Annotated in this window: 19 protein-coding genes; 10 read left to right on the top strand and 9 right to left on the bottom strand. The window is 71.2% G+C overall.

Annotation, left to right across the window (positions count from 1 at the left end; all coding sequences use genetic code 11):
• The first annotated feature begins 4 nt into the window (after positions 1 to 4).
• Together ACFOYY_RS38680 and ACFOYY_RS38675 are read left to right on the top strand one after the other, a co-directional pair.
• Positions 5 to 1,210, top strand: coding sequence for an MFS transporter (locus ACFOYY_RS38680; RefSeq protein WP_362782930.1), 1,206 nt, complete (start codon positions 5 to 7; stop codon positions 1,208 to 1,210).
• Entirely contained in the window at positions 1,203 to 2,054 is an 852-nt protein-coding gene (locus tag ACFOYY_RS38675) for an alpha/beta fold hydrolase (protein WP_386196236.1), read from the top strand. Before ACFOYY_RS38680 ends, ACFOYY_RS38675 begins: the two co-directional genes overlap by 8 nt.
• A gap of 12 nt (positions 2,055 to 2,066) precedes the next feature.
• Here ACFOYY_RS38675 and ACFOYY_RS38670 read toward each other — a convergent pair whose 3' ends face one another.
• The gene (locus ACFOYY_RS38670) at positions 2,067 to 2,495 is read right to left on the bottom strand and encodes a VOC family protein (RefSeq protein ID WP_352015503.1); all 429 of its coding nucleotides are present in this window, start codon (positions 2,493 to 2,495) and stop codon (positions 2,067 to 2,069) included.
• Positions 2,496 to 3,001: 506 nt separating this feature from the next.
• Between ACFOYY_RS38670 and ACFOYY_RS38665 the strand changes: the two genes are divergently transcribed.
• Complete coding sequence (locus ACFOYY_RS38665) at positions 3,002 to 3,610, top strand: response regulator transcription factor (RefSeq protein WP_352015439.1); 609 nt, start codon at positions 3,002 to 3,004, stop codon at positions 3,608 to 3,610.
• 9 nt (positions 3,611 to 3,619) lie between these two features.
• On the opposite strand, the gene ACFOYY_RS38660 is transcribed toward ACFOYY_RS38665, so the two are convergent.
• The 3 genes from ACFOYY_RS38660 to ACFOYY_RS38650 form a co-directional block, all read right to left on the bottom strand.
• Positions 3,620 to 5,710, bottom strand: coding sequence for a tetratricopeptide repeat protein (locus ACFOYY_RS38660; RefSeq protein ID WP_386196233.1), 2,091 nt, complete (start codon positions 5,708 to 5,710; stop codon positions 3,620 to 3,622).
• A 2-nt stretch (positions 5,711 to 5,712) separates the two neighbouring features.
• Complete coding sequence (locus ACFOYY_RS38655; protein ID WP_386196232.1) at positions 5,713 to 6,960, bottom strand: hypothetical protein; 1,248 nt, start codon at positions 6,958 to 6,960, stop codon at positions 5,713 to 5,715.
• Between the two features lie 450 nt (positions 6,961 to 7,410).
• Positions 7,411 to 8,076 (bottom strand): DUF998 domain-containing protein, encoded by a 666-nt coding sequence (locus ACFOYY_RS38650; protein WP_386196230.1) that lies wholly within the window; start codon positions 8,074 to 8,076, stop codon positions 7,411 to 7,413.
• Between the two features lie 140 nt (positions 8,077 to 8,216).
• Here ACFOYY_RS38650 and ACFOYY_RS38645 point away from each other — a divergent pair, with 140 nt between their 5' ends.
• Together ACFOYY_RS38645 and ACFOYY_RS38640 are read left to right on the top strand one after the other, a co-directional pair.
• On the top strand, positions 8,217 to 8,537 hold the full coding sequence (locus ACFOYY_RS38645) for a YciI family protein (protein ID WP_352015435.1): 321 nt from the start codon (positions 8,217 to 8,219) through the stop codon (positions 8,535 to 8,537).
• A gap of 222 nt (positions 8,538 to 8,759) precedes the next feature.
• The gene (locus ACFOYY_RS38640) at positions 8,760 to 10,013 is read left to right on the top strand and encodes an oxygenase MpaB family protein (RefSeq protein WP_386196228.1); all 1,254 of its coding nucleotides are present in this window, start codon (positions 8,760 to 8,762) and stop codon (positions 10,011 to 10,013) included.
• Between the two features lie 4 nt (positions 10,014 to 10,017).
• Here the strand turns inward: ACFOYY_RS38640 and ACFOYY_RS38635 are convergent, their stop codons facing one another.
• Positions 10,018 to 11,262, bottom strand: a complete 1,245-nt coding sequence (locus ACFOYY_RS38635; RefSeq protein ID WP_386196226.1) for an APC family permease — start codon at positions 11,260 to 11,262, stop codon at positions 10,018 to 10,020.
• An 80-nt stretch (positions 11,263 to 11,342) separates the two neighbouring features.
• Here ACFOYY_RS38635 and ACFOYY_RS38630 point away from each other — a divergent pair, with 80 nt between their 5' ends.
• Entirely contained in the window at positions 11,343 to 11,795 is a 453-nt protein-coding gene (locus ACFOYY_RS38630) for an Lrp/AsnC family transcriptional regulator (RefSeq protein ID WP_352015432.1), read from the top strand.
• A gap of 6 nt (positions 11,796 to 11,801) precedes the next feature.
• On the opposite strand, the gene ACFOYY_RS38625 is transcribed toward ACFOYY_RS38630, so the two are convergent.
• Both ACFOYY_RS38625 and ACFOYY_RS38620 read right to left on the bottom strand, forming a co-directional pair.
• Positions 11,802 to 13,181 (bottom strand): xylan 1,4-beta-xylosidase, encoded by a 1,380-nt coding sequence (locus ACFOYY_RS38625; protein WP_352015431.1) that lies wholly within the window; start codon positions 13,179 to 13,181, stop codon positions 11,802 to 11,804.
• A 364-nt stretch (positions 13,182 to 13,545) separates the two neighbouring features.
• The gene (locus tag ACFOYY_RS38620) at positions 13,546 to 14,322 is read right to left on the bottom strand and encodes a GNAT family N-acetyltransferase (protein ID WP_362784203.1); all 777 of its coding nucleotides are present in this window, start codon (positions 14,320 to 14,322) and stop codon (positions 13,546 to 13,548) included.
• A gap of 412 nt (positions 14,323 to 14,734) precedes the next feature.
• On the opposite strand from ACFOYY_RS38620, the gene ACFOYY_RS38615 reads away from it, so the two are divergent.
• Positions 14,735 to 15,004, top strand: a complete 270-nt coding sequence (locus tag ACFOYY_RS38615) for a GlsB/YeaQ/YmgE family stress response membrane protein (RefSeq protein WP_386196224.1) — start codon at positions 14,735 to 14,737, stop codon at positions 15,002 to 15,004.
• Positions 15,005 to 15,209: 205 nt separating this feature from the next.
• Here the strand turns inward: ACFOYY_RS38615 and ACFOYY_RS38610 are convergent, their stop codons facing one another.
• The gene (locus ACFOYY_RS38610; RefSeq protein WP_386196222.1) at positions 15,210 to 16,208 is read right to left on the bottom strand and encodes a sporulation protein; all 999 of its coding nucleotides are present in this window, start codon (positions 16,206 to 16,208) and stop codon (positions 15,210 to 15,212) included.
• 336 nt (positions 16,209 to 16,544) lie between these two features.
• Here ACFOYY_RS38610 and ACFOYY_RS38605 point away from each other — a divergent pair, with 336 nt between their 5' ends.
• Positions 16,545 to 17,228, top strand: coding sequence for a YoaK family protein (locus ACFOYY_RS38605; RefSeq protein ID WP_386196220.1), 684 nt, complete (start codon positions 16,545 to 16,547; stop codon positions 17,226 to 17,228).
• Between the two features lie 124 nt (positions 17,229 to 17,352).
• Entirely contained in the window at positions 17,353 to 17,661 is a 309-nt protein-coding gene (locus ACFOYY_RS38600) for an SDR family NAD(P)-dependent oxidoreductase (protein WP_386196218.1), read from the top strand.
• 116 nt (positions 17,662 to 17,777) lie between these two features.
• On the opposite strand, the gene ACFOYY_RS38595 is transcribed toward ACFOYY_RS38600, so the two are convergent.
• Entirely contained in the window at positions 17,778 to 19,283 is a 1,506-nt protein-coding gene (locus ACFOYY_RS38595; protein ID WP_386196216.1) for an alpha/beta fold hydrolase, read from the bottom strand.
• Between the two features lie 174 nt (positions 19,284 to 19,457).
• On the opposite strand from ACFOYY_RS38595, the gene ACFOYY_RS38590 reads away from it, so the two are divergent.
• Positions 19,458 to 19,865: a hypothetical protein gene (locus tag ACFOYY_RS38590; RefSeq protein ID WP_386196214.1), complete on the top strand. Its 408-nt coding sequence runs from the start codon at positions 19,458 to 19,460 to the stop codon at positions 19,863 to 19,865.
• The last annotated feature ends 38 nt before the right edge of the window (positions 19,866 to 19,903 follow it).

Genomic DNA, 19,903 nt, shown 5'->3' with positions numbered 1-19,903 from the left:
CCGCATGAGGCTCTATCCCGTCTTCGCCGTCGGCATGCTGGCGATCACCGACGCGTTCGTGAACCAGGCCCTCAGCGTGCTCGCCCCGGACATCACGAGCTCGTTCGGCGTCTCGACCGGCACCCTCACCTCCCTGCTCGCGATCCAGCTGCTGGCCGTCGGGGTGGCGCCGTTCCTGATGTCGGCCGTGGTCAGGGGCCGTCCGATCCGCGCCCTGGTCTCCATCGTCACCGGCCTCGTCTGGAGCGGGTCGACCTTCGCGATCTCCTTCGCCGGGGACATCTGGACGCTGGGCGCGTTGCTGCTGGTCAGCGGGCTGGCCAACGGCAGCCAGATCGCGCTGCACTCCCCGCTGCTGGCCGACGTCTACCCGCCCGCCGTCCGGGGGAGGGTCCTGGCCCTGTACGGCGCCGCGATGCCCGCCGGAGCGATCCTGAGCCCGTTGACGGTCTCCGCGCTGTCCGGCTGGTTCGGCCTGGACTGGCGGGCGGTCTACGCGGTGCTCGGCGTGCTGTCGATGCTCGGCTGCCTGTCGGCGCTGCGGCTGCGGGACCCGGGGATCGGGCGGCGCGAGGAGGTGACGCCGGACGGGAGCCCGCTGCGCTCGCCGACGCTGCGCAGGGTCTTCGCCGCCTTCGTCGCCTACGGCATGCTCCTGGTCCCGGCGGCGACGTTCCTGTCGGTCCACCTCAAGGAACGCTGGGGCATGGAGACCGACGTGCGGGGTCTGTTCACGGCGATCTCCTCGGCCGGGGCCGTCGTCGCACTGGTCTCCTTCGGGAGGCGGCTCGACGCGATCTTCCAGGCCGACCCCGGGAGGGTGCCGGTCGTCGCCGCCCGGATCGTCGCCTGCTCCGCGCTGGCCTTCGCGGCGGGCGCGGCGGCCCCGGTCCTGCCCCTGACGCTGCTGGCCTTCTTCACCGGCCTGGTCCTGACGCCGATGATCGTCCCGATGGTCACGTTGATCATGATCGCGGTCACCGGTCCGGCCAGGCGCAGCTACATGGCCAGCCTGTTCGGGGTGGGCCTGGCGATCGGCGGCCTGGCCGGGGCCGCGCTGCTGAACACCGTGGAGAAGACGTACGGCACGGCGGGGGCGGTCGCCTCGATCGCCCTGCCCGGCCTGCTCGCCGGGGTCCTCATCGCCTCGACGGCCCGTACCATCCGTGCTGAGCTGGTTCCCGTCCGGGAGGAGAACGTCAATGTCTAGTGTCTTCGGAGAGCAGGGGTACGCGACCCTGCCGGACGGACGGCGGCTGCACCACGTCAGTCAGGGGCAGGGGCGGCCCGTCGTCGTCCTCGAATCGGGGCTCGGCGCCTCCCGGGTCGAGTGGGGGCTGGTCATGCCCCTGGTCGCCGAACGCACCAGGGTCGTCGCCTACGACCGGGCCGGGTTCGGCCGCAGCGACCGCGACGCGCACCGCCGTGACCTGGACCGCATGGTCGAGGACCTGGGGCACCTGCTGGACGCCCTGGGCGAGGAGCGCTACATCCTGGCCGGGCACAGTCTGGGCGGCCCGATCATCCGTTCCTACGCCGCCGCCAACCCCGGGCGGGTCGCCGGGCTCGTGCTCGTCGACCAGGCCGTCGAGGACCTCGACTTCTACTACTGGCGAAGCGTGCGGGCCATGACCATGGCCATGCAGTCCGTCGTGATCGGCCTGGCGCGCCTCGGCGTCAAGGTCGTCCCGGCGGAGCTGCGCCGCGTCCTCGCGCTGTTCCCCCGGGAGATGCGGCAGGAGGCGCTGGCCGAGATGACCAGCGTGGCCGAGCTGCGCACCACCCGCGCCGAGTACGCCGCGCTCGCCGGCGGCCTCGCCCGCCTGCGCGACTCGGGGGCGGCGCTGCCGCCGGTCCCGGTCACGGCGATCAGCGGCGCGCTCTCCCCGAGCAAGGTGGAGAGGCGTTTCCGCCCCGCGCTGGTCGCCGCCCACAGGAAACTCGTCGAGGACCGGCCCCTGGGCCGTCACGTCCTGGCCGAACGCTCCGGCCACATGGTCCCCCAGGACGAGCCCGGCCTGGTCGCCGAGGAGATCCTCAAACTGGTCGGCTGACCCTTCGGGAGATCAGCCGATCTGTTCGGCCAGGGCGACGATGATGCCCGACGGGCCACGGAGGTAGCAGAGCAGGTAGCTGTCCTCGAAGCGCGTCACCTCGCCGACGAGTTCGGCGCCGTGGGCGCGCAGCCGGTCGAGGGTGTCGTTGATGTCCGTGACGGCGAACATGACACGGTGCGTCCCCAGCGTGTTCACCGGCGCCCTCTCCGGCTCCGGGCGGATCCCCGCCGGGGTGTGGTACTTCGCCAGCTCAAGCCTGCCGTGGCCGCCGGGGACGCGCATCATCGCGATCTCGGACCGCATGCCGTCGTCGAGCCCGACGACACGGGCCGCCCAGGCCCCCTCGATCAGCATCCTGCCCTCAAGCTCCATGCCGAGCTCGGTGAAGAACGCGATGGCGGCGTCGAGGTCCTCGACGACGATGCCGACGTTGTCCATCCGTTCGATCACGGTGGTCCTCCTTCGTCGCGGCTGTCGTGTTCCGGGGCGGAACCGACACCACGATCCTGGCACCCGGCGACCGGTCACCCGGCCGGCAGCAGGACCCCCGCCGTCAGCGGGGCCACGACCTTGACGGACTCCAGGGCGATGTAGGCGTGGTGGGCGTGCGAACGGGGGCGTCAACCCCGGCCGGCACCATGCCGAGCCAGACATACGTCACCGCCGTCGCGACCGCGTGACCCGTCGCGAACGCCCCCTCACCGGTTTCTCCCGAAACCAGGTCAGTCGGGAGAGGGAAAATCCCCTGGGCAGGGCCCGTTTTTCCAGAAAACGCGACGCCGGGACCGGGTCAAACCCCTTTCACGGAAGGTGGAATAAACGCGGCCCCCATTTGGCCCCCAAATCAACCCGCGATATGGCCGGGGGGCCCGAACTGGGTTAGTAGTGGAATCGCACCGGGGGCATTCACCAAGGGCACATTCATCAGGCAAGGAGGAGAACGGGTGCATCGAATCGTCTCGATGTTGCTCGCCATGCTCGCCGCGACGATGACGGTGAACGAGTCAGCGCTCGCGCGGACGGAGACCGGCGACCCCGGACAACCAGGGCAGGGAGATCCCGTCCCGGCCGACACGCTGCGTCTGCTGTGGGCCGCCTCCCACGGCGGGCAGGACCTGGCGCGCGAGCTGGCCGGGAGCGGGCCGAAGCTGGGGGTGTTCACCCGGCAGGAGGACCTGTGGTGCTGGGACGTCACCCCCGACTCGGCGGGAGAGTGGCTGGCCGGGGTGATCGGCTCAGGCGGCACCGCGCTGGGCGAGGCCCGGCTTGAGGCGCTGGAGACGCTGGTCAGGCCGTACACGGCGATCACCAGGGCGGCGGACCCGGCCGCCGACGTACGGCTCACCCCCCGGGAGCACGACGTGCTGCGTCTGCTCTGCGCGGGCCTGAGCGCCGTGGCCATCGCCCGCAGGCTGGGGTTGTCGCCGCGCACGGTGACCAAGCACCAGGAGCGGCTCTACCGCAAGCTCGGGGTGTGCGACCGGGTCAACGCCGTGCTGCTCGCCCAGCGCCTCGGCATCGTCGCCTCCTTCGAACGCGGGGCGGGCAGGTGACCGCACGGGTCACACACCGGCCAGCCGCCGCCTGCACCGCTTCCGCACGGGTTCCAGCTCGGCCACGTCGGCACCGGGCAGCCCGAGCGCGGTCTCGACGTCCCGCAGCGCCAGGTCGGCGCTGCCCGCCGCCTCGTGCGCCAGGCCACGGTTGAGCAGCACGTCGGGGTCGGGGCCGAGCAGGTCGAGCACCCGGGTCAGGTCCTCGACGGAGGAGGCGGGACGGCCCAGCTCGAAGGACGCGACCGCCCGGTTGACCAGCGCCGCCGCGTATCCGGGGTCGCCGTCGAGCGCGGCGTCCAGCCACCGGGCGGCCTGCTCGGCGTCGCCGTACTCCAGGGCGATCGTGCCCCGCATGCACAGCAGCTCCGGGTCGGCGGGCCGCAGTTCGAGGCCCGCGACGACGTCGGCCTCGGCCGCCTCGAAGTCCCCGAGGCCGAGGAGCAGCTCGGCGCGCCGCATCCGGGTGGCCACGTCGTCCGGCTCCATCTCCAGCACGTAGCCGAAGTCGGCCAGCGCGCCGTCGGCGTCCCCCACCTCGGCGCGGGCGGTGCCCCGGTTGTAGAACAGCTCGGGGAAGGGCGGGGCCATGGCGACCGCCCGGTCGTAGTCGGCGAGCGCCGCGTCGAGGTCTCCCCGCCTGCGTGAGATCTTGGCCCGTTCGCACAGGTAGTCGGTGTAGTACGGGTCCATCTCGATCAGCACGGTGAAGTCGGCGTAGGCCTCGTCCGTCCGGCCGAGCGCGGCCAGCAGCCGGGTCCTGTTGTAGAGCAGCTGCGAGCGGTGCACCACCCACTCGTCGGGTTCCAGCATGGCGTCGAGCCGTTCGATGCCCACCCGGATGAGTTCGAGGCCGTGCTCCAGGTTGCCCCGGTGCATCTCGATGAGCGCGAGGGCGTTGTCGTTGAATACCTGGCGCAGGGTGCGCTCCCTGGCGTCGGGGAGCAGGGCGGCGATGGCCACCGCGTTGTTCTGCCAGGCCAGCGCCGTCTCGTGGTCGCGGGGCGAGAAGAACCGGGTGTACAGCATGGCGATGCCGTAGCTGGAGATCATGTGCGCGTTCGGGTCGGTGTACCGCCTGCGCAGGTCCATGTAGAGGTCGAACGACTCGTCGAGGCGGTGCAGCGGCACCAGCGCGTTGGCCGCCAGCGCCGTGAACCGGCGGAAGTCGTCGGCGTTGGCGACCGGGTCGGTCACCGCCCTGCCGCGCAGCCCCATGTCCAGGGTCATCGCGGAGAAGCCGATCTCCGCGCTGATCCGCAGCCCCTCGGTGAGGGCCTCCCGGCCCAGCCCGCCGGGGTCGGCGCCGCGCTCGCGGTGGTACGGGAGCGCGCCCATCCTGGTCCCCAGGTCCGCGTCCGGGGTCAGTTCCTCGGCGCGCAGGTCGTGCAGCCGCCGGACGAACTCCGGGTCGGCCGTCTCGTAGGCGGCGATCTCGGCCGGGTCGTCGCTGATGCCGTCCGCCATGACGTACGCCCTGACCAGCTCCTCGACCGACCGCCCGTCGGGGGAGGGCTCGCCGGGCACGGCCTGGACGGTCTCCGTGTGGCGGGCCAGCGCCCCTTCGAGCTCCCCGGTCAGGGAGGCCACGGGAACGGTGGAGACGACGACCCGCAGCCTGCCGGGGTCGGACCTGCGCAGGAGCAGCGCGACGAGCTCCTGGGTGGACGGCTCGGCGGCGTGCGCGTCCTCGAACACCAGGAGCGGCGCCGGGTCGCCCGCCTCGGCGAGCCGCCGCGCGTGCTCGTTGAGGAACGTCACGATGCCCTGGTTCATGCACCGGATCATCTGGGAGCCGTAGAAGCGGGTGCGCTCCTCGAACGGCCCCTTGAACGCGAGCTGCTGCGGCGCCTCCCCGACCAGCTCCGCCAGCTCGGGGACGCCGTAGAGCAGCTCGACCCGGTGCCGGTCGACCAGTTCGGGCCAGCGGGCGTACGCCTCGGGCAGCACGGCCCGCAGCAGCGTGTCGACGCCCGTGTAGGGACCGCGCAACCGCTGGTGGCACACGGCGACGACGGCGCGCCCGCCGTCCGGCTCCTCGGTGGCCCGGCGCAGCCGGTCGGTACGGCGGTCGCCGACGATCCTCAGGTGGGCAGGCATCTCTAGTTCACTCCCTTGGTGGTTGCCGGCTCGGCGACCGCCCGTGGCCGGTCCTGGCGGGCTTGCCTGCGCTTGCGCCGGGCGAGGTAGACCGGTGTGACGAACCAGTTCACGAGGATGAGCAGCCCCAGCGCCCCGTCCCAGAAGGCCGGGGTCGTCACGCCGCCCTCCATGCTCCGCAGCGCGGTCTGGACGTACTGCACCGCCACGGGCAGCGACCCGAACACGGTGATGAGCAGCATGGCCAGGACGCCGAGGCTGATGAAGGGGCCGTACCACCGGCCGACCCTGCGGTCGTACTCGGTCCACTGCTCCTCGTCCACGAGCCGTTCCGGGCGCCGCAGCAGCCGCCAGATCCGGTTGCGCAGCAGCGCCGTACTGGCGTTGTGCAGGTCGTGGCAGTTGAGCGCGGTCGCGAACACGTAGTAGAGGTCGGTGCGCAGGTAGAGCTGGAACTGCCAGGCGAAGCGCATCAGGACCGTGAAGGCCAGCGCGAGACAGACCCGCCCGGTCAGTGAGAAGGCGCCGTCGGCGGTCCTGGTGAGGTGCGCGGCCAGGCCGAGCAGGCTGAAGACGACGACGTCGCACACCATCCCCACCAGGAACGGCAGGTAGCGTTTCCCGCGTTCGACGCTGAGCAGGCCGTTCATCTGCGTCTCGAAGACGATGTACAGATAGCGGTTGCTGACGCTGAGCCTGCTGCGCAGCCCGAGCCGCCGCCCGGCGAGCATGTGGAAGGCCTCGTGCAGGAAGACCAGCGGCAACTGCCCGAAGATGATCCCGAACTGGACGACGAGCAGCGAGTCGGTGAAGAAGATGTGGTGGGGGCTGGGCAGGATGCCGGTGTCACGCAGGGCGGTGAACAGCCACACGCAGAACACGGCGCCGTAGAGCACCCACGCGAGGGGGGAGAACGCGGCCTCCCCCAGCCTGCGGAACGGCAGCCGCCTGTCCGGGTCCGGTGCGGTCACGTTCCCGTCGGGGGTACTGCCTGAGTCACCGCCGGAGCGGACGAACCCCAGCTCGTGCAGTGTCTCAAGGAACTCGTCGATGTCGACCTGCTCGCCGTAGGTGGCCTCGTACCACCGCGCGGCGTGTTCCGGCGGCATGCCCCGGGTCATCTCCCTGAGCAGGGCGGCGCCGTCGCTGGGCAGCACCGCGTACGAGTCCGCGTCCACCCTGCCGACCACCACGTCGTCCCCCTCGGAGACGAAGCTCAGCTCGTGGAAAGCGATCCTGACGTCGTCCACGCCCTTCAAACCCTTCCGCCGTCGTTCCGGTCCCTGAGAGGCCGGATGGCTGTGCGCACGGATCGGTGCGCACAGCCTCGTTCCGTTACCCGGCGGCTACTAGTTGGCCTGGGGGTAAGGGCAGGAGCACGTGGCGCTGGTCAGACGGACGTCGCCGGCGCGACGGACAGTGATCTTCTTCATCTTCGTGGTCGGCTTCATGTCTCCTCCTCCAAGAGAACGTCCCGGGGCCGGAGCCACGGGCGTCACCGGTTTTTTCGGCGACACGACAAAGGATGCATGGCAGAAACGGCTGTCGATATCAGGAGAAATGCGTATACGTAGGAATTCTTTTCGCAGGTAGATTCGCAATGCGCCACGGGGGCGGCGAGAGGCGAGCCGCCCGGGGATATGCGGGAAACCGCGGTCCGTGTCTTCCCGCACGGACCGCGGTTTTCTTCCCGAGAGGCCTCACCGGTGGCGGATAGCGACCACGGAGATCCAGAGCATCGCCGTGATCGCGCCGACGGCCAGCGTCAGGGAGCCGGCCGTACCGCCGGTCATGGCCCACAGGTCACCGGCCAGCAGGGCGGTGCCCGCGCCGCGGGAGGCGACGGCGAGCCCGCGCTCCCCGGTACGGCCGAAGCGGTGGCCCAGGACGTAGCAGGCGGCGATCAGGGTGCCGAAGGCGAGCGTGCCCGCCGCCATGTGGCCGTAGGCGTGCCAGCTCAGCGCCTGCGGCATGCCGTACGGCGTGCCGGCCGGGAAGCCGTCGCCCGGGTCCATGACGAGGAGACCGGCGGCGACCATGCCGACGCCGTAGGCCAGGACCAGGCGCGGCGCCCACCGCCCGCCGGGGCCGCCCTCAAGGGCCCGGCGCAGACCGCTCGCCCCGGCGACGGTCAGGAGCCCGGCGAGGACGAAGTTGGCGATCTGCAGCCAGCCGAGGGAGCCGTTGCTCAGCGCGCTCAGCGGGTGGCGGAGCAGGTCGAAGCCCTCGCGGGTCGCGGCCTGGGCCAGGGAGACGGCCGCCCACAGCGGAGCGGCGACGGCCAGGCAGGTCAGCGAGGCGCGAGAGATGCGGGAGGTGACGGGAGCGGTGGTGGAGGTGGTGCGGGGGAGCTGGACGGCGGTCATGTCGTTGGCCTTTCTGCGCCGGGTTCTTCGCTGACACGTCGATCGAGCGATGTGACAGGGAACGCCACCGTTCCCTGTCACATCGCTCGATCGACGTAGGGGCGGAGAATGGAACAGCACACCGAGGAAGAGGAACCACCATGCGCTACCTGATGACCACCAAGCCCTCCGAGACCGCCCCCGACGAGCGGCTGTACGCCGAGATGGCGGCCTTCGTCGAGGAACTGACGGCGGCCGGCGTCCTGCTGGCCACCGGCGGCCTGGAGCCCGCGGGCGTACGGCTGGTCTCCTCCGGTGGGGAGATCACCGTGACGGACGGCCCGTTCGCGGAGGCCAAGGAGGCCGTGGCCGGGTTCGCCCTGGTCGAGGTGCGCTCCAAGGAGGAGGCGGTCGAGCTGGCCCGCCGTTTCCGCAGGATCGTCGGCGACGGCGAGAGCGTCATCCAACAGGTCTTCTCCTGACCTTCACCCGACCAGGGCCTCCCCGTCACCGCGGGGAGGCCCTGGTCGTGTCCGGCCCCCGGATCAAGGACGTGCGGGCCGTACGGAACCGGTTCGGCGGAGCGAAGGCTCTCCCGACGAGCCGGTCACCACGACACCGTGGTCCGGCATTGTTCCTGCTGAGGCGCATTCCGGGCATATGCGGATTGGATGCGGGTGATTTATCGCGTTATCAATGTGGATATGACCCCCGTTGTCACCGAGCGCCACCCCACGCGCTTCCGAGAGGCCGAACAGCGCGGCCGGGACATCTCCCGTCCGATGCTCCGGCTCACCCGCGTCGGCGCCGAGGTCGACGAGTCGTTCATGGAACGGCTCCGCGCCGCCCTGCTGGAGCGTGACGAACTCGGAGCCGACCTGGCCGGGGCGATGCGCCTTCCCCCCGGCGACCCCGGCCGTGTCACGCACCGCCAGGTGGCCGCCGCCCTCCGCGTCGCGCCCCACCGGGCGGACGACCTGCCGCCCGCGCTCAGGCGGTTCATGGACGAACTCGTCGAGGTGCCCGAATGGGTCGACTGGGATCGGGTCGAGCGGGGCGCCGTGGCCTTCCGCTACCTCGGCCGCAACGCGAACGACGTGCTTCTGGACCTGTCGCTGATCGGGGGCTACCGTTTCGGCGGACCGGCCGACCTCCTCGTCCTCACCGAGGGACTCGGCGGCGACAACACGCTCAGGCGCCTCGCCGAGACCCAGAAGTGGACGCACGAGGTCACCCGGCCCGGCGGCATGCGACCCGGCGCCGAAGGGTGGCGGCTGACCGTCCACGTGCGCGCGATGCACGCCCTGGTCAACTCACGGTTCGAGCCGCGGTGGGACAGCGGGCGCTGGGGGCTGCCGGTCAACCAGGCCGACCAGGCGGGAACGCTGGGCCTGTTCGACGCCGCCGTGATCCTGGGCTGCCTCGCGCTGGGGGTTCCCCTCAGCCGCAGGCAACGCGACGACCTCATGCACCTGTGGCGCTACGTCGGATGGCTGATGGGCGTCGCCCCCGACTTCCTCACGGACGAGGAGAACGTGCGGCACCGGATGAACTACCACATCCTGCTGTCCGCGGGGGGACAGTCCCAGGCGGGCAGGGACCTGGCCCGCGTGACCGTCGACGCCCAGCGCATGCGCGCCTTCGGCCACGGGAACGCCCTGGTCGAGCGTATGCACCAGCGCTACGAGCGGGCCCGCGCCCTGAGCATGCTCACCGCGTTCGTCGGTCTGTCCGGCATGCGTGACCTCGGACTTCCGGCCCGCCTGCCGTGGGCGCCCGTCCTCGCGATCGTGGGCAACACCTTCCGTTACCGCGTGCTCGGCGCCCTTCCCGGCGGACGCCGCCGCGTCGAGGAGTGGGGCGCCCGCGCCCAGGAACGCGTCCTCGCCTCCACCTTCCGCGACCAACCGGCCCAGGTGGGCGGGCTGCCCGAGGCGCACGGCGACCAGCGCGCGTAGCGGCCTACCTTCCCCGCACGGCCAGGGCCGGGCGGGCACGGAACCCGAGTATGGCGACCGCCGCCAGGGCGAGCGGAACCAGCAGGTACCACCCGCAGAACGCCGTCGCCACCCCCGAGGAGATCGTCGCCGTGACGGCGACCGCCCGCCTGCCCCCGGTGAGCGTCGGGATCGCCGCGGCGGTGCCCGCCGTCGTCACCGCGGCCAGGCACGCGGACGTGGCCCGCATCAACGGGTCCACTCCCAGCCCGGAGACCAGCGCCACCACCGCGACCCCGACCGTCAACGTCGCCAGCAGCCCCAGGCTCCGCCGTACCCCACCGGCCGGGTCGGCGAAACGGCGGGGCAGGGCGCCCTCGGCGGCCAGGGCGGCTCCGAGCCGGGCGGCCCCCGCGATGTAGGTGTTGACCGCCCCGAACGTCAGCAGCAGCGTGACCACACCGGTCACCGGCCGCGCCACGGGTCCGACGCCCATCTCCAGCAGGACGGTCAGCGGCACCGGGCTCCGGGTCGCGCCCGTGCCCGTCGCCACGAACGCGACCCCCAGGTACAGCACCGCGATCACGGCCAGCGTCGCCCCGGTCGCCCGGATGAGCCCGCGCCGCCGGTCGGCGAACTCACCGGACAGGTGGCTGGCCACCTCCCAGCCGACGAACGCGAACAGCAGCACCCCGGCCGCGTCGGCCACCCCGGCCAGGCCGTACGGGGCGAAAGGGGCGAAATAGGCGGTCGTCATCGAGGGGGCGGCCGCCGCGACGGCGACCACCAGCAGCCCGACGAGCGTCAGCACCATGACCAGCTGTAGCCGTCCCGAGACCCGCAGCCCCGCAGCGTTGGCCGCCAGCGCCCCCGCGAGCAGTGCTCCCGCGACCACGCCCGCGAGGCCGGAGGCGCCCGTTCCGGTGACGTCGAGGCTCGCCGCCACGTACTGGCCGCCGATGAGCGCCCCGGCCAGCGTGCCCATGGGCACCGCGCCGTAGAACCACCAGCCGACCATCGCGGAAACCCGTGGTCCGAACACCGGCCTCACGAAGGCCGAGACCCCGCCGCCCCCCGGGTTGCGGGTGCCCAGTGCCGCGAACGTGGCCGCGACCGGCACGCTCAACGCCAGCAACCCGACCCACGCCAGCACCGAGGCGGGGCCCGCCGAGACGGCCGCGAGGTGGGGGAGCACCAGCATCCCCGGCCCGAGAACCGCCCCGACCAGCAACGCCGTTCCCTGCCAGGCGCCCAGCTTGTGTCCTGTCATACCGCCAGAAGCTAGTCACATGAACGGTTGATCGGCGCTGTCACCGAACGTTCGGCCGGAAAACCCGTGATGATCCACGCATGGACGAACTTGATTCGGAGATAGTGCGCCTGCTCCAAACGAATGCGCGGCAGTCGAACAGGGAACTGGCCAGACAGCTCGGCGTCGCCCCCTCGACCTGTCTGGAACGGGTCCGCGCCCTCACCCGCCGGGGCGTCATCCGCGGCTATCACGCCGACATCGACCCGGCGGCGCTCAACCGGACCACCCAGGCGATGATCTCCGTCCGGGTGCGGCCGCTGAGCCGGGAGGTCATCGACACCTTCCAGCGCGCGGCGGCGGCGCTGCCCGAGGTGCTCAGCGTCTTCGTCGTGGCGGGGGACGAGGACTTCCTGCTCCACGTCGCCGTGCAGGACCTGGAGCACCTGCACGCCTTCCTGCTGGACCGCCTCAGCAAACGCCGGGAGATCGTCGGCTTCAAGACCTCAGTGATCTTCCAGCAGGTCCACACCCCGCCGACCCGTCTCGAATGACCCGGGTCAGCGGGCGCTCCACTTGACCTCGTAGGGCTGGAGGGTGACCTTCCTGCCGTCCACGGTCGCGTCGACCTTCTCCTCGGTGGTGTTGACCATCACCAGTTGCCGGGGCTGGGCCAGCACCCGGACCGCGGGGTCGGAGGAGGTGACGTCCTGGAGCTTGGCGTCGGCGGGGAACCACCTGGCGAAGTCGTTCACCAGATTGCCGGTCGGCAGCAGGGCGCCGGTCTTCGGGTCCCACATGCAGCCGTCGCAGGGGTCGCTCTTGGCCTGCGGGTTCCAGTACAGCGCGGTCGCCGCGCCGCTCCTGGCGAACTCGATCATCGAGGCCGCCTGTACGGCCAGCCGCTTGGGCAGGGGCCACGAGGTGCCGTCCTCGGGGACGAAGTACCACTCCGACCACCAGATCGGCATGTCCCCGGTCTTCTTCCGCAGCCAGGAGGTGACCGCGCTGAACTTGCCCAGCGCGCCGAAGGCGTCGGGCAGCATCTCGTGGGCGTCGGTCAGCGAGGCGCCGTCCACCACGACGAAGTCGGCGCCCTTCTTGTTCTTGTACCAGTAGTCGAAGGCGTCCAGGACGTTCTGGTTGACGACCCCCCACGGCCCCCGCAGCTCGGAGTCGCCCTCACGGTTGGTGTCGAAGCCGATGTACGGCCCGCCGATGTTGGCGTCGGGCCTGACCTTCTTCACCGCGTCGTAGACCTTGTTGTACAGCTCGGTGTAGCCCTTGTAGTCGGCGGGCTTGGAGTGGTCCTTCCAGAACCCCTTGAGCTCGTTCCAGACCATGAAGTACTTGACGTCGCGGTACCTCGCGGCGACGGCCGCGCTCAGTTCGGCGAAGTCGTCGAAGTGCTCGGGGTAGGGGGCGTCCTCCAGGTGCTCCTTCCAGGCGGACTCCTCCGTCGGTCCCTGGGGGCCGCCCTTCATCCAGTCGGGCGCGCAGCAGAGCGTGATGACGGGGGTGCCGCCGGACTGCCGCATGAGGTTCATCCGGCTGTCGAGGTCCTCCCAGTAGTAGTCCCCGGGGTGGGGCTCGGGGTTGAGCGCGCCGAAGCCCATGATGTGCTGGTTCTGCAGGAGCGGGGTCGGGGCGAGCGCCCGGCTCACGTCCCGTTCGAACCGTTCGGTGATGTTGTTGGCGCTGACCCCGGTGTGGGTGAAGCCCCAGCGGGGCCATCCGGGGTCGACCGACGGAGGCTTGGCGATCTTGACGGGTGAGGCCTCGGGAGCGGCGCTGAACCGCTGCGCGTCGGGGGTCGCCGGGCCCTCCTCCCCGCCGGTCGAGCAGGCCGCCGCGACCAGCGTCACAGCGACGATCGCGGCGGCCGAGGCGATCGCCCGGCCGCGGAGACGCCACGTCGATCCCGCGTTACCCGATGACACCTTGGTCTCCATCCGACACTCACTGTTCGCTTTGTCCAGAGCGTTCCATGGTCGTGGGTTAAGCGGAGAAAGCGGGAGATGGTTCACAGGCAAGCGTTATGCCGGTCCCGGTGATCGCCGCCGTGCCGTACGGCCTGACCTGGGGTTGGACCTCATGGATAACGTGAGGAGTGAGGAAAGTCACCGCACGCCGTCCTGGCGCACGAAACCCTTAGAAGAACCTGACGGAGGCGGGAGCAGCGTACGTGCCCCCGGCGGGGAGGGGCGAACCGCCCTGCTCGCCGACGACGGCGACCACCCGGCCGCGACCGGGCACCGGCTGACCGCCCACGAGGCGCTCTCGGCGATCTCCCGCCGACCGGCGTCAGGGGGCCCAGACGTAGGGGGTGGTCGTGGTGACGGCGTGGAAGCCGAGCCGGGCCAGGATCGGCCTGCTGTCGTCGGAGGCGTCGACCTGGAGATAACGCACCCCGCGTGAGGCCGCCCTGCGCGCCCGCTCGGCGACCAGGGCCCGGTAGATGCCCCTGCCGCGCCAGGAGGCCAGCGTCGAACCGCCCCAGAGCGAGGCGAACTCCGTACCCGGCCGGTAGACCAGCCACGCCGCGGAGACCACCCGCCCGTCGGCCTCGGCGACCAGCACGGTCATGTCGTCCGGCGCGGTGGTCAGCCGCGCCGAGAGGTCGTCGACCAGCCACCCCATGTCGGTGTCCCACACCTCGGACTCCATCGCGGCGATACGCCGCAGGTCGGCCAGGTCGTGGACCTCCCGCAGGACGACCCCGGCGGGCAGGACCGGCTCGGCCGCCGTCTCGGACACCAGGCCGATCATGACCGTCTCGGTCTCCTCGGCGTGGAAACCGGCCTTCACCAGCCGTTCCACGATGTCCTCGGGGTGGTCGTGCCCCCGGGTCTTCCACTCGACCGCCTCACCGCGCGCCGCGAAGTAGTCGCGCTGCCTGGCGATCAGCGTGTCCAGAGCCGCGCCCTCGATCCCCAGGTCACGGGGCCCGGTCACCAGCCCCCGGTGCTCGCCGACGACCCGCAGCACCGGACCGTCCTGCTCGTGGGAGACACCGGAAGGGGGTCTGAGAGGGACACCGCGCATCTGCTGGTCATAGACGTTCAAAAGGTCGCGGATCATACCCCGAGCGTACCGGTGAGGGGCGGAGCACACGCGGGGCCCGGGAAATCGCTCTCAGGAGACGGACACGGGCGGGAGGGAACCCGGCGTGGCTTTGCGTGACGTTGCCCCCGAACCCCGGGCGCATCGGGCAGAGTAGGAGGGGGGCCGCGATCGAGGGAGAGAACATCGTGGTTCTGTCTGGCGGGGGTGGTCTCTGGTGGAGACGCGCCCGGTTTCCCGCCGTCGCTCTGTGGATCCTGATGACGTTGCTGAACGTCTACGAGTTCCTGATGACCTTCTGAGCGCCGCCGCCTCACGGGGCGGCGCTCAGAACTCCGGGAACCGCGACGGGGCGCCCGGTCGTTGACGCGACGTCAGGTTGACCGCCTCCACCCCCCGGTCGGAGGCAGCTCACAGGAGTGTGCGCACCATGGCAGTGACCGGCATCATCTCCGCAATCGTCGTCGGTCTTGTGATCGGCGTCCTCGGACGACTCGTCGTTCCCGGCCGTCAGAACATCCCGGTCTGGCTCACCGTCGTGATCGGCGTCGTCGCCGCGCTGATCGGCACGGCGATCGCGACCGTGCTCGGCGTGGCCAGCACCCGAGGGGTCGACTGGATCGAGCTCATCATCCAGATCGCCCTGGCCGCGGTCGGCGTCGCCTTCGCCGCAGGCCAGTACGGCAGGCGCCGGTCGTAGCCGCCCCTTCCACGAGAACAGACGTGGCCCCCGCCCGTGTCAGGGCGGGGGCCACATCACGTCTCGCCACCTGGACCCGAGGCCGTACGGCCGGACACATCCGAGGCCGACCGGCTGAGGCGGTCCAAGGCCGTATGGCAGGGCGTATCCGAACCCGGACGAGGTCGTTCGAGGCCGTACCGCCCGTCCAGGCCGGGCGGCGGTCCTACCAGTCGCCTTCGCCCTCGTCGTCGCCCTCGAAGATCTCCTCGACGACCTCGCCCGCGACGAAACCACCGACCAGACCGGCCGCTCCGGCCGCCGCGACCGTGCCCCAGCCGGGACCCCCACCGTGGTGGCCGCCGTGGTGACCGCCATGATGGCCGCCGTGGTACTCGTCGTGGTGCCCGCCGTGGGCGTAGGGGTCGTGATGGCCGGAGAAGCCACCGTGACCGCCGTGGGACAGGGCGGCGAGCCAGTTGTTGATCTCACCGGCCCAGTCGCGGTGCGGCGCCCCGTGGTGGTCGCTCTGCCAGTGGGCGAAGGAGTCTCCGCCGTGGCTGTGGCCGCCCGAACGCTTGTCGGCCTCCAGGATGAGGTCGAACCCGCCCGGGTTGGTGACGAAGGTCAGCTCGACCTCGTTGATCCGCCCCGAGTAGGCGGGCGGCGGATAGAACTCGATCTCCTGGTAGAACGGCAGCTGCTGGTGGACGCCACGGATGTGGCCCGTCTCCAGGTCGGCGCTCTTGAAGTGGAACCCGAGCTGGGAGAAGGCCCGCAGCACCGCCTCCTGGGAGGCCAGCGGCTCGATCGCCAGCGGGTCCATGTCGCCCTTGTCGACGGCGGCGGCGATGGACAGCTCGGTGCGCACCCCCAGGGCCATGCCGTGCAGGTGCTGCCCGCCGATCTCCGAGAGCGGAGACTCCCACGGGACGGTGATCTGGAAGGGGATCACCCTGTCCTGACCGGTGCGCAGGGAGAACGGCCCGGAGACCGAGACGTTGTGGAACTCCACCAGCCCCACGTACTCTCCGTCGCCGTGCTCGGACTCGGTCCTGGCGACCAGGCCGAGCGAGACGTACTCGATCTCGGCGTCGAAGTCACCACCCTTGATGCGCACCTCGCCGTGCAGTGTCCCGCCCGGCTGTACACGCGGGGTGGCCAGAACCGTGTCCACCGAGGGACCTCCGACACCGAAGGCTCCCAGCATCCGTTTGAAGATCACGGCTTCCTCTCCTGCTACCGATGCCTGTGAGATGTGATCATTCGGCCAAACGGCCGCGTCACCACCGGAGTTCCCGGAGACCGGATCAGGCCACCTCGGCCGTGCCCCGGAGGCGGGGTCGGGCGGTCGCCGACGAGGACGGCGCGGTGGTCCTCAGGGCCGTGGCCGGTACGGCGAGCCGGTCGGGCGGTTTCCGACGACGGTGGCGCGGGCGGCGTCTCCTCGCGTTGGGTCCGGGTGCCTTCGCGGGTAGGAACCGTCTCACGTCGGCACGGCGATGGGGAGTTCGGGGATGAACGGCGTCGTGGGGGCGCGGAGCCGTACGCGGGGACGGTCGTGAGGGGCGGGCTGCGGCGGGTCTCCGACCTGCTGTTCGTTCCCGGGGCGAACCGGCACGGGGTGCTGCCCGCCCTGCTGGTCGTGCTGACCGTCACGACCGGACTCGTGGACGCGCTCAGCTTCCTCGGGCTGAGCCGGGTCTTCGTCGCCAACATGACCGGCAACGTGGCCTTCCTCGGTTTCGCCCTGGCCGGTGACCCGCAGCTGTCGGTCTGGGCGCCGCCCCTGGCCGTGGCGGTCTTCACCGCAGGGGCCTGGAGCACCGGACGCCTGGCCCGGTGGATGCCGCGGGCGCGGCGGGAGTTCACGGTCCTCACGGCCGTGCACGCCCTCCTGGTCGCGGCGGCCCTCGTGGTCGCCCTGCTGGCGGACCACCGTACGGCCGGCGTCCGGGCGGCGCTGATCGCCCTGCTGGGGTACGGCATGGGCCTGCAGAACGCCGCGGCACGTCGTCTCGCGGTGCCCGACCTGGTCACCATCACCGTCCTGACCAGCACCCTCACCCTCCTGGCCGCCGACCCACCGGAACGGGCCGGGCTACGCCGTTCGGTTTCGATAACCGCCCTGTTCACCGGCGCCCTGACCGGCGCGGTCCTCTTCCTGAACCTCGGCCCGGTCCCGGTCCTGGCCGTCGCCCTGGTCCTCCTCACCGCCGTGACCCTGGCCTCCCGCCCCCGGTAGACCGGCCTTCGGACGTTTCCGGGTACGGGCCGCTCAGCCGTACGGGTTCAGGCGTGGTTGGGGTCGTCGGCCACCCCCAACACCGCCTCAAACAGTCCGGGGGTTCGCCCAGGCCGGTGCCGACGTGCGCGGCGTCGCCCGCCGCGGTCAGTCACGGGAGGAGACCGCCGCCGGTCATCCGGGGATCGCCGTGCACGTCGCCGACCTGCGCGACCCGCACGCGCCCCAGAAGGTCGTCGACGCCTCCGTCAGCCTGTGGGGCGGGGTGGACGTCCTGGTCAACAACGCCGGAGCCACCATGGTGACGCCCCTGGGCGAGGCCACCGCCGAAGCATCACGGACCTGTTCGCCCTCAACGTCACCGCGCCCAGCCTGCTCGCCGGGGCCGTCTTGCCGTACCTGCGTCTGGCCGATCCCGACACGACCTGGCTGACCGGCCAGGTCCTCACCGTCGACGGCGGCCTGGACCTCATCTAGGAGTTGTTCGGGGTCTGAGGGGTCTCAGCCACGTGATCGGGCCTCGAATCCCCTGACCGAACGGCGTCGGAGCTATGGAGTGACGGGTTCGACCTTGAGGGGCGGGATCAGAGCGGAGCATGCCGTGGAACCGGGGTCGCCGGTGCGGACGAACCGGGAGACAAGACCCGTGACGCAGCCGCTGCGTTCGAAGTCCACCAGATGGCCGAGGTTGGGCAGCACGATCTGGCGGGTGCGGGTGAATGATCGGGTGACCTGTGCCGCCTGCGTGGCGGGTGTGTTGGCGTCCAGATCGCCGGAGAGCAGCAGCACCGGTGCGTCCGGCGCGGTGCCCGACGGCCTGTACGGGCGTACGCCCTTCACCTTCGGCCACTGCAGGCAGAAGTCACCGAAGCCGTAGCGGGCCGAACCGGTCGCCTCGGGGCTGAAGGGCCCGGTCCGGCCGGGTGCCGTGCGTGCCAGCGCTCTGCCGTACTGTCGTGCGCGTTGCGTCAACGGTGCGTTGGGCCGCCACAGCACGGGGAAGTCGTTGCAGCCCATGGCGGAGGCCGTCGATTCGTTGATGTCGCCGCCACGCCCGGGCCACAGGCGCTGGGCCAAGGCGGTGAGCCGTCCGTAGTCACCGCGTACGGCATCGTGCAGCATGGCGGGAAAGCGGCCCATCACCCCGATGGTGGCGGGGTTTCCGCGGTTGCTGCTGGCGGCGTTCTGCAGGGCCAGGCCGGCCAGCATGCCCTCGGTGAAGGTCACCGTACGGCTGGCACCGCCACCGGGGTCGGGCACGACGAGCGTGATCGGACGCGCGCGGAGGCGGGTGGCGAACGTGCGCAGATCGGCGACGGCGGTGTCGGCGTCGCACGCTCCGGCGCTGCGTTCGCAGACGGTGCGCAGCATGCCGGGGAAGGCGCGGGCGCCCGGTCCCTGGAGCGGGTCGGCGTCGACCGGTAGGACTCCGGACAGAACGATGGACGCGACGCGGCTGGGGTGACGGCGGGCGTAGACCTGCATGAGGTAGGTGCCGTAGGACTGCCCGATGAGATGGAGGCGTTCGACGCCGATGCGTGCGCGGACGGCGTCGATGTCGTCACTGACGGCGGTGGCGGTGTAGCCGCGGCTTCGAGGGCCGAGTACGGCACCGCAGCGTGCGACGGCGCTTTGGACCGCGGCCCGTCCGGCCAGGGTGTCGAGGGTGAGGCCGCAGTTCAGGGCGCCGGAGGCGTTCGTGCCCCGCGGATCGACCAGGAGAAGGTCGTGGTCGGTGAGAAGCGGTTCGAGCAGGGCGGTGTAGAAGCCGGTGAGGGGGATGGGCGCGTTACCGGGCCCGCCGGGGTTGACGGCGATGGTGCCTGCGGCCGGGGCCGAGGCGGCGGACCGGCGGATGAGGGCGTAGGCGACGTCGACGGTACCGAGCGCCGGGTCGGCTTGGACGAGCGGGCGGCTGACGGTGTCGCATTCGACCTGGTGACCGGGGACCGTGGGACACCAGGTCGGAGCGGCTGAGGCGGCGTGGGCGGGGAGTCCGGGAAGCATGGCCAGCCCTGCGATGGCGGTGGCAAGCCAGCGGTGTGCGTGCAACATGGTCCTGACGCTAGAAGTCCCGATCGTGGCGCGGCATGGGACCAACGGATGAACTTCTCCCCCGCCGCGCGGCGGATGATGATGGCCCCCGGTTCGGAGGTGATACCAGCACCACCCTCAAGTGGGAACGCAGCACCATCGTTCGCCAGGGCCGCGAGTTCCTACCTTTGAGGCATGAAGAAGATCCTCGGAGTCACCACCTTGCTGGCCGCCGCCGCGATCGCCGGGGGCGCGGTACTGATCCACAGCAACAGCCGCGAGCCGATCGTGCCCGCTTCGGAGACCACCCGCACCACGTACCGGCTGACCGGAGACGAGATGGAGGTCGACTCCAGCGGCCCGGTGACGATCACCGTGGTCACCGGGCCTGCGGGCGAGGTCGTGGTCGACCGCAGGCTGCGCTGGACCGGCCCCAAGCGCCACACCGAGTCGTGGCGCGAGGACCGCATGGCCATCGACTACGAATGCGGGGGCGGCGACTGCGGCGCCGACTACCGGCTGAGCGTGCCTGGCGGTACCCGGGTCAGGTTCGGCGGCGTGAAGGCCAACTGCCCGCCCGAGATCGCATGCGAGGAGGCCTAGACGAGTAAGTCCTAAGTCGTTTGGGCTGCAGGAATGGC

It is taken from the genome of Streptosporangium jomthongense, assembly GCF_042650425.1.
Lineage (GTDB): Bacteria > Actinomycetota > Actinomycetes > Streptosporangiales > Streptosporangiaceae > Streptosporangium.
Note: the sequence above shows the minus strand (reverse complement) of the source record. Positions and strands in the feature narration are given on the sequence as shown.

What these genes read in the sequence shown, in the direction of transcription:
- ACFOYY_RS38680 (WP_362782930.1), top strand. Translation starts at nt 5, where the DNA reads ATGAGGCTCTATCCCGTCTTCGCCGTCGGCATGCTGGCGATCACCGAC.
- ACFOYY_RS38675 (WP_386196236.1), top strand. Translation starts at nt 1,203, where the DNA reads ATGTCTAGTGTCTTCGGAGAGCAGGGGTACGCGACCCTGCCGGACGGA.
- ACFOYY_RS38670 (WP_352015503.1), bottom strand. Translation starts at nt 2,495, where the DNA reads ATGGACAACGTCGGCATCGTCGTCGAGGACCTCGACGCCGCCATCGCG.
- ACFOYY_RS38660 (WP_386196233.1), bottom strand. Translation starts at nt 5,710, where the DNA reads ATGCCTGCCCACCTGAGGATCGTCGGCGACCGCCGTACCGACCGGCTG.
- ACFOYY_RS38650 (WP_386196230.1), bottom strand. Translation starts at nt 8,076, where the DNA reads ATGACCGCCGTCCAGCTCCCCCGCACCACCTCCACCACCGCTCCCGTC.
- ACFOYY_RS38645 (WP_352015435.1), top strand. Translation starts at nt 8,217, where the DNA reads ATGCGCTACCTGATGACCACCAAGCCCTCCGAGACCGCCCCCGACGAG.
- ACFOYY_RS38640 (WP_386196228.1), top strand. Translation starts at nt 8,760, where the DNA reads ATGACCCCCGTTGTCACCGAGCGCCACCCCACGCGCTTCCGAGAGGCC.
- ACFOYY_RS38635 (WP_386196226.1), bottom strand. Translation starts at nt 11,262, where the DNA reads ATGACAGGACACAAGCTGGGCGCCTGGCAGGGAACGGCGTTGCTGGTC.
- ACFOYY_RS38630 (WP_352015432.1), top strand. Translation starts at nt 11,343, where the DNA reads ATGGACGAACTTGATTCGGAGATAGTGCGCCTGCTCCAAACGAATGCG.
- ACFOYY_RS38620 (WP_362784203.1), bottom strand. Translation starts at nt 14,322, where the DNA reads ATGATCCGCGACCTTTTGAACGTCTATGACCAGCAGATGCGCGGTGTC.
- ACFOYY_RS38615 (WP_386196224.1), top strand. Translation starts at nt 14,735, where the DNA reads ATGGCAGTGACCGGCATCATCTCCGCAATCGTCGTCGGTCTTGTGATC.
- ACFOYY_RS38595 (WP_386196216.1), bottom strand. Translation starts at nt 19,283, where the DNA reads ATGTTGCACGCACACCGCTGGCTTGCCACCGCCATCGCAGGGCTGGCC.
- ACFOYY_RS38590 (WP_386196214.1), top strand. Translation starts at nt 19,458, where the DNA reads ATGAAGAAGATCCTCGGAGTCACCACCTTGCTGGCCGCCGCCGCGATC.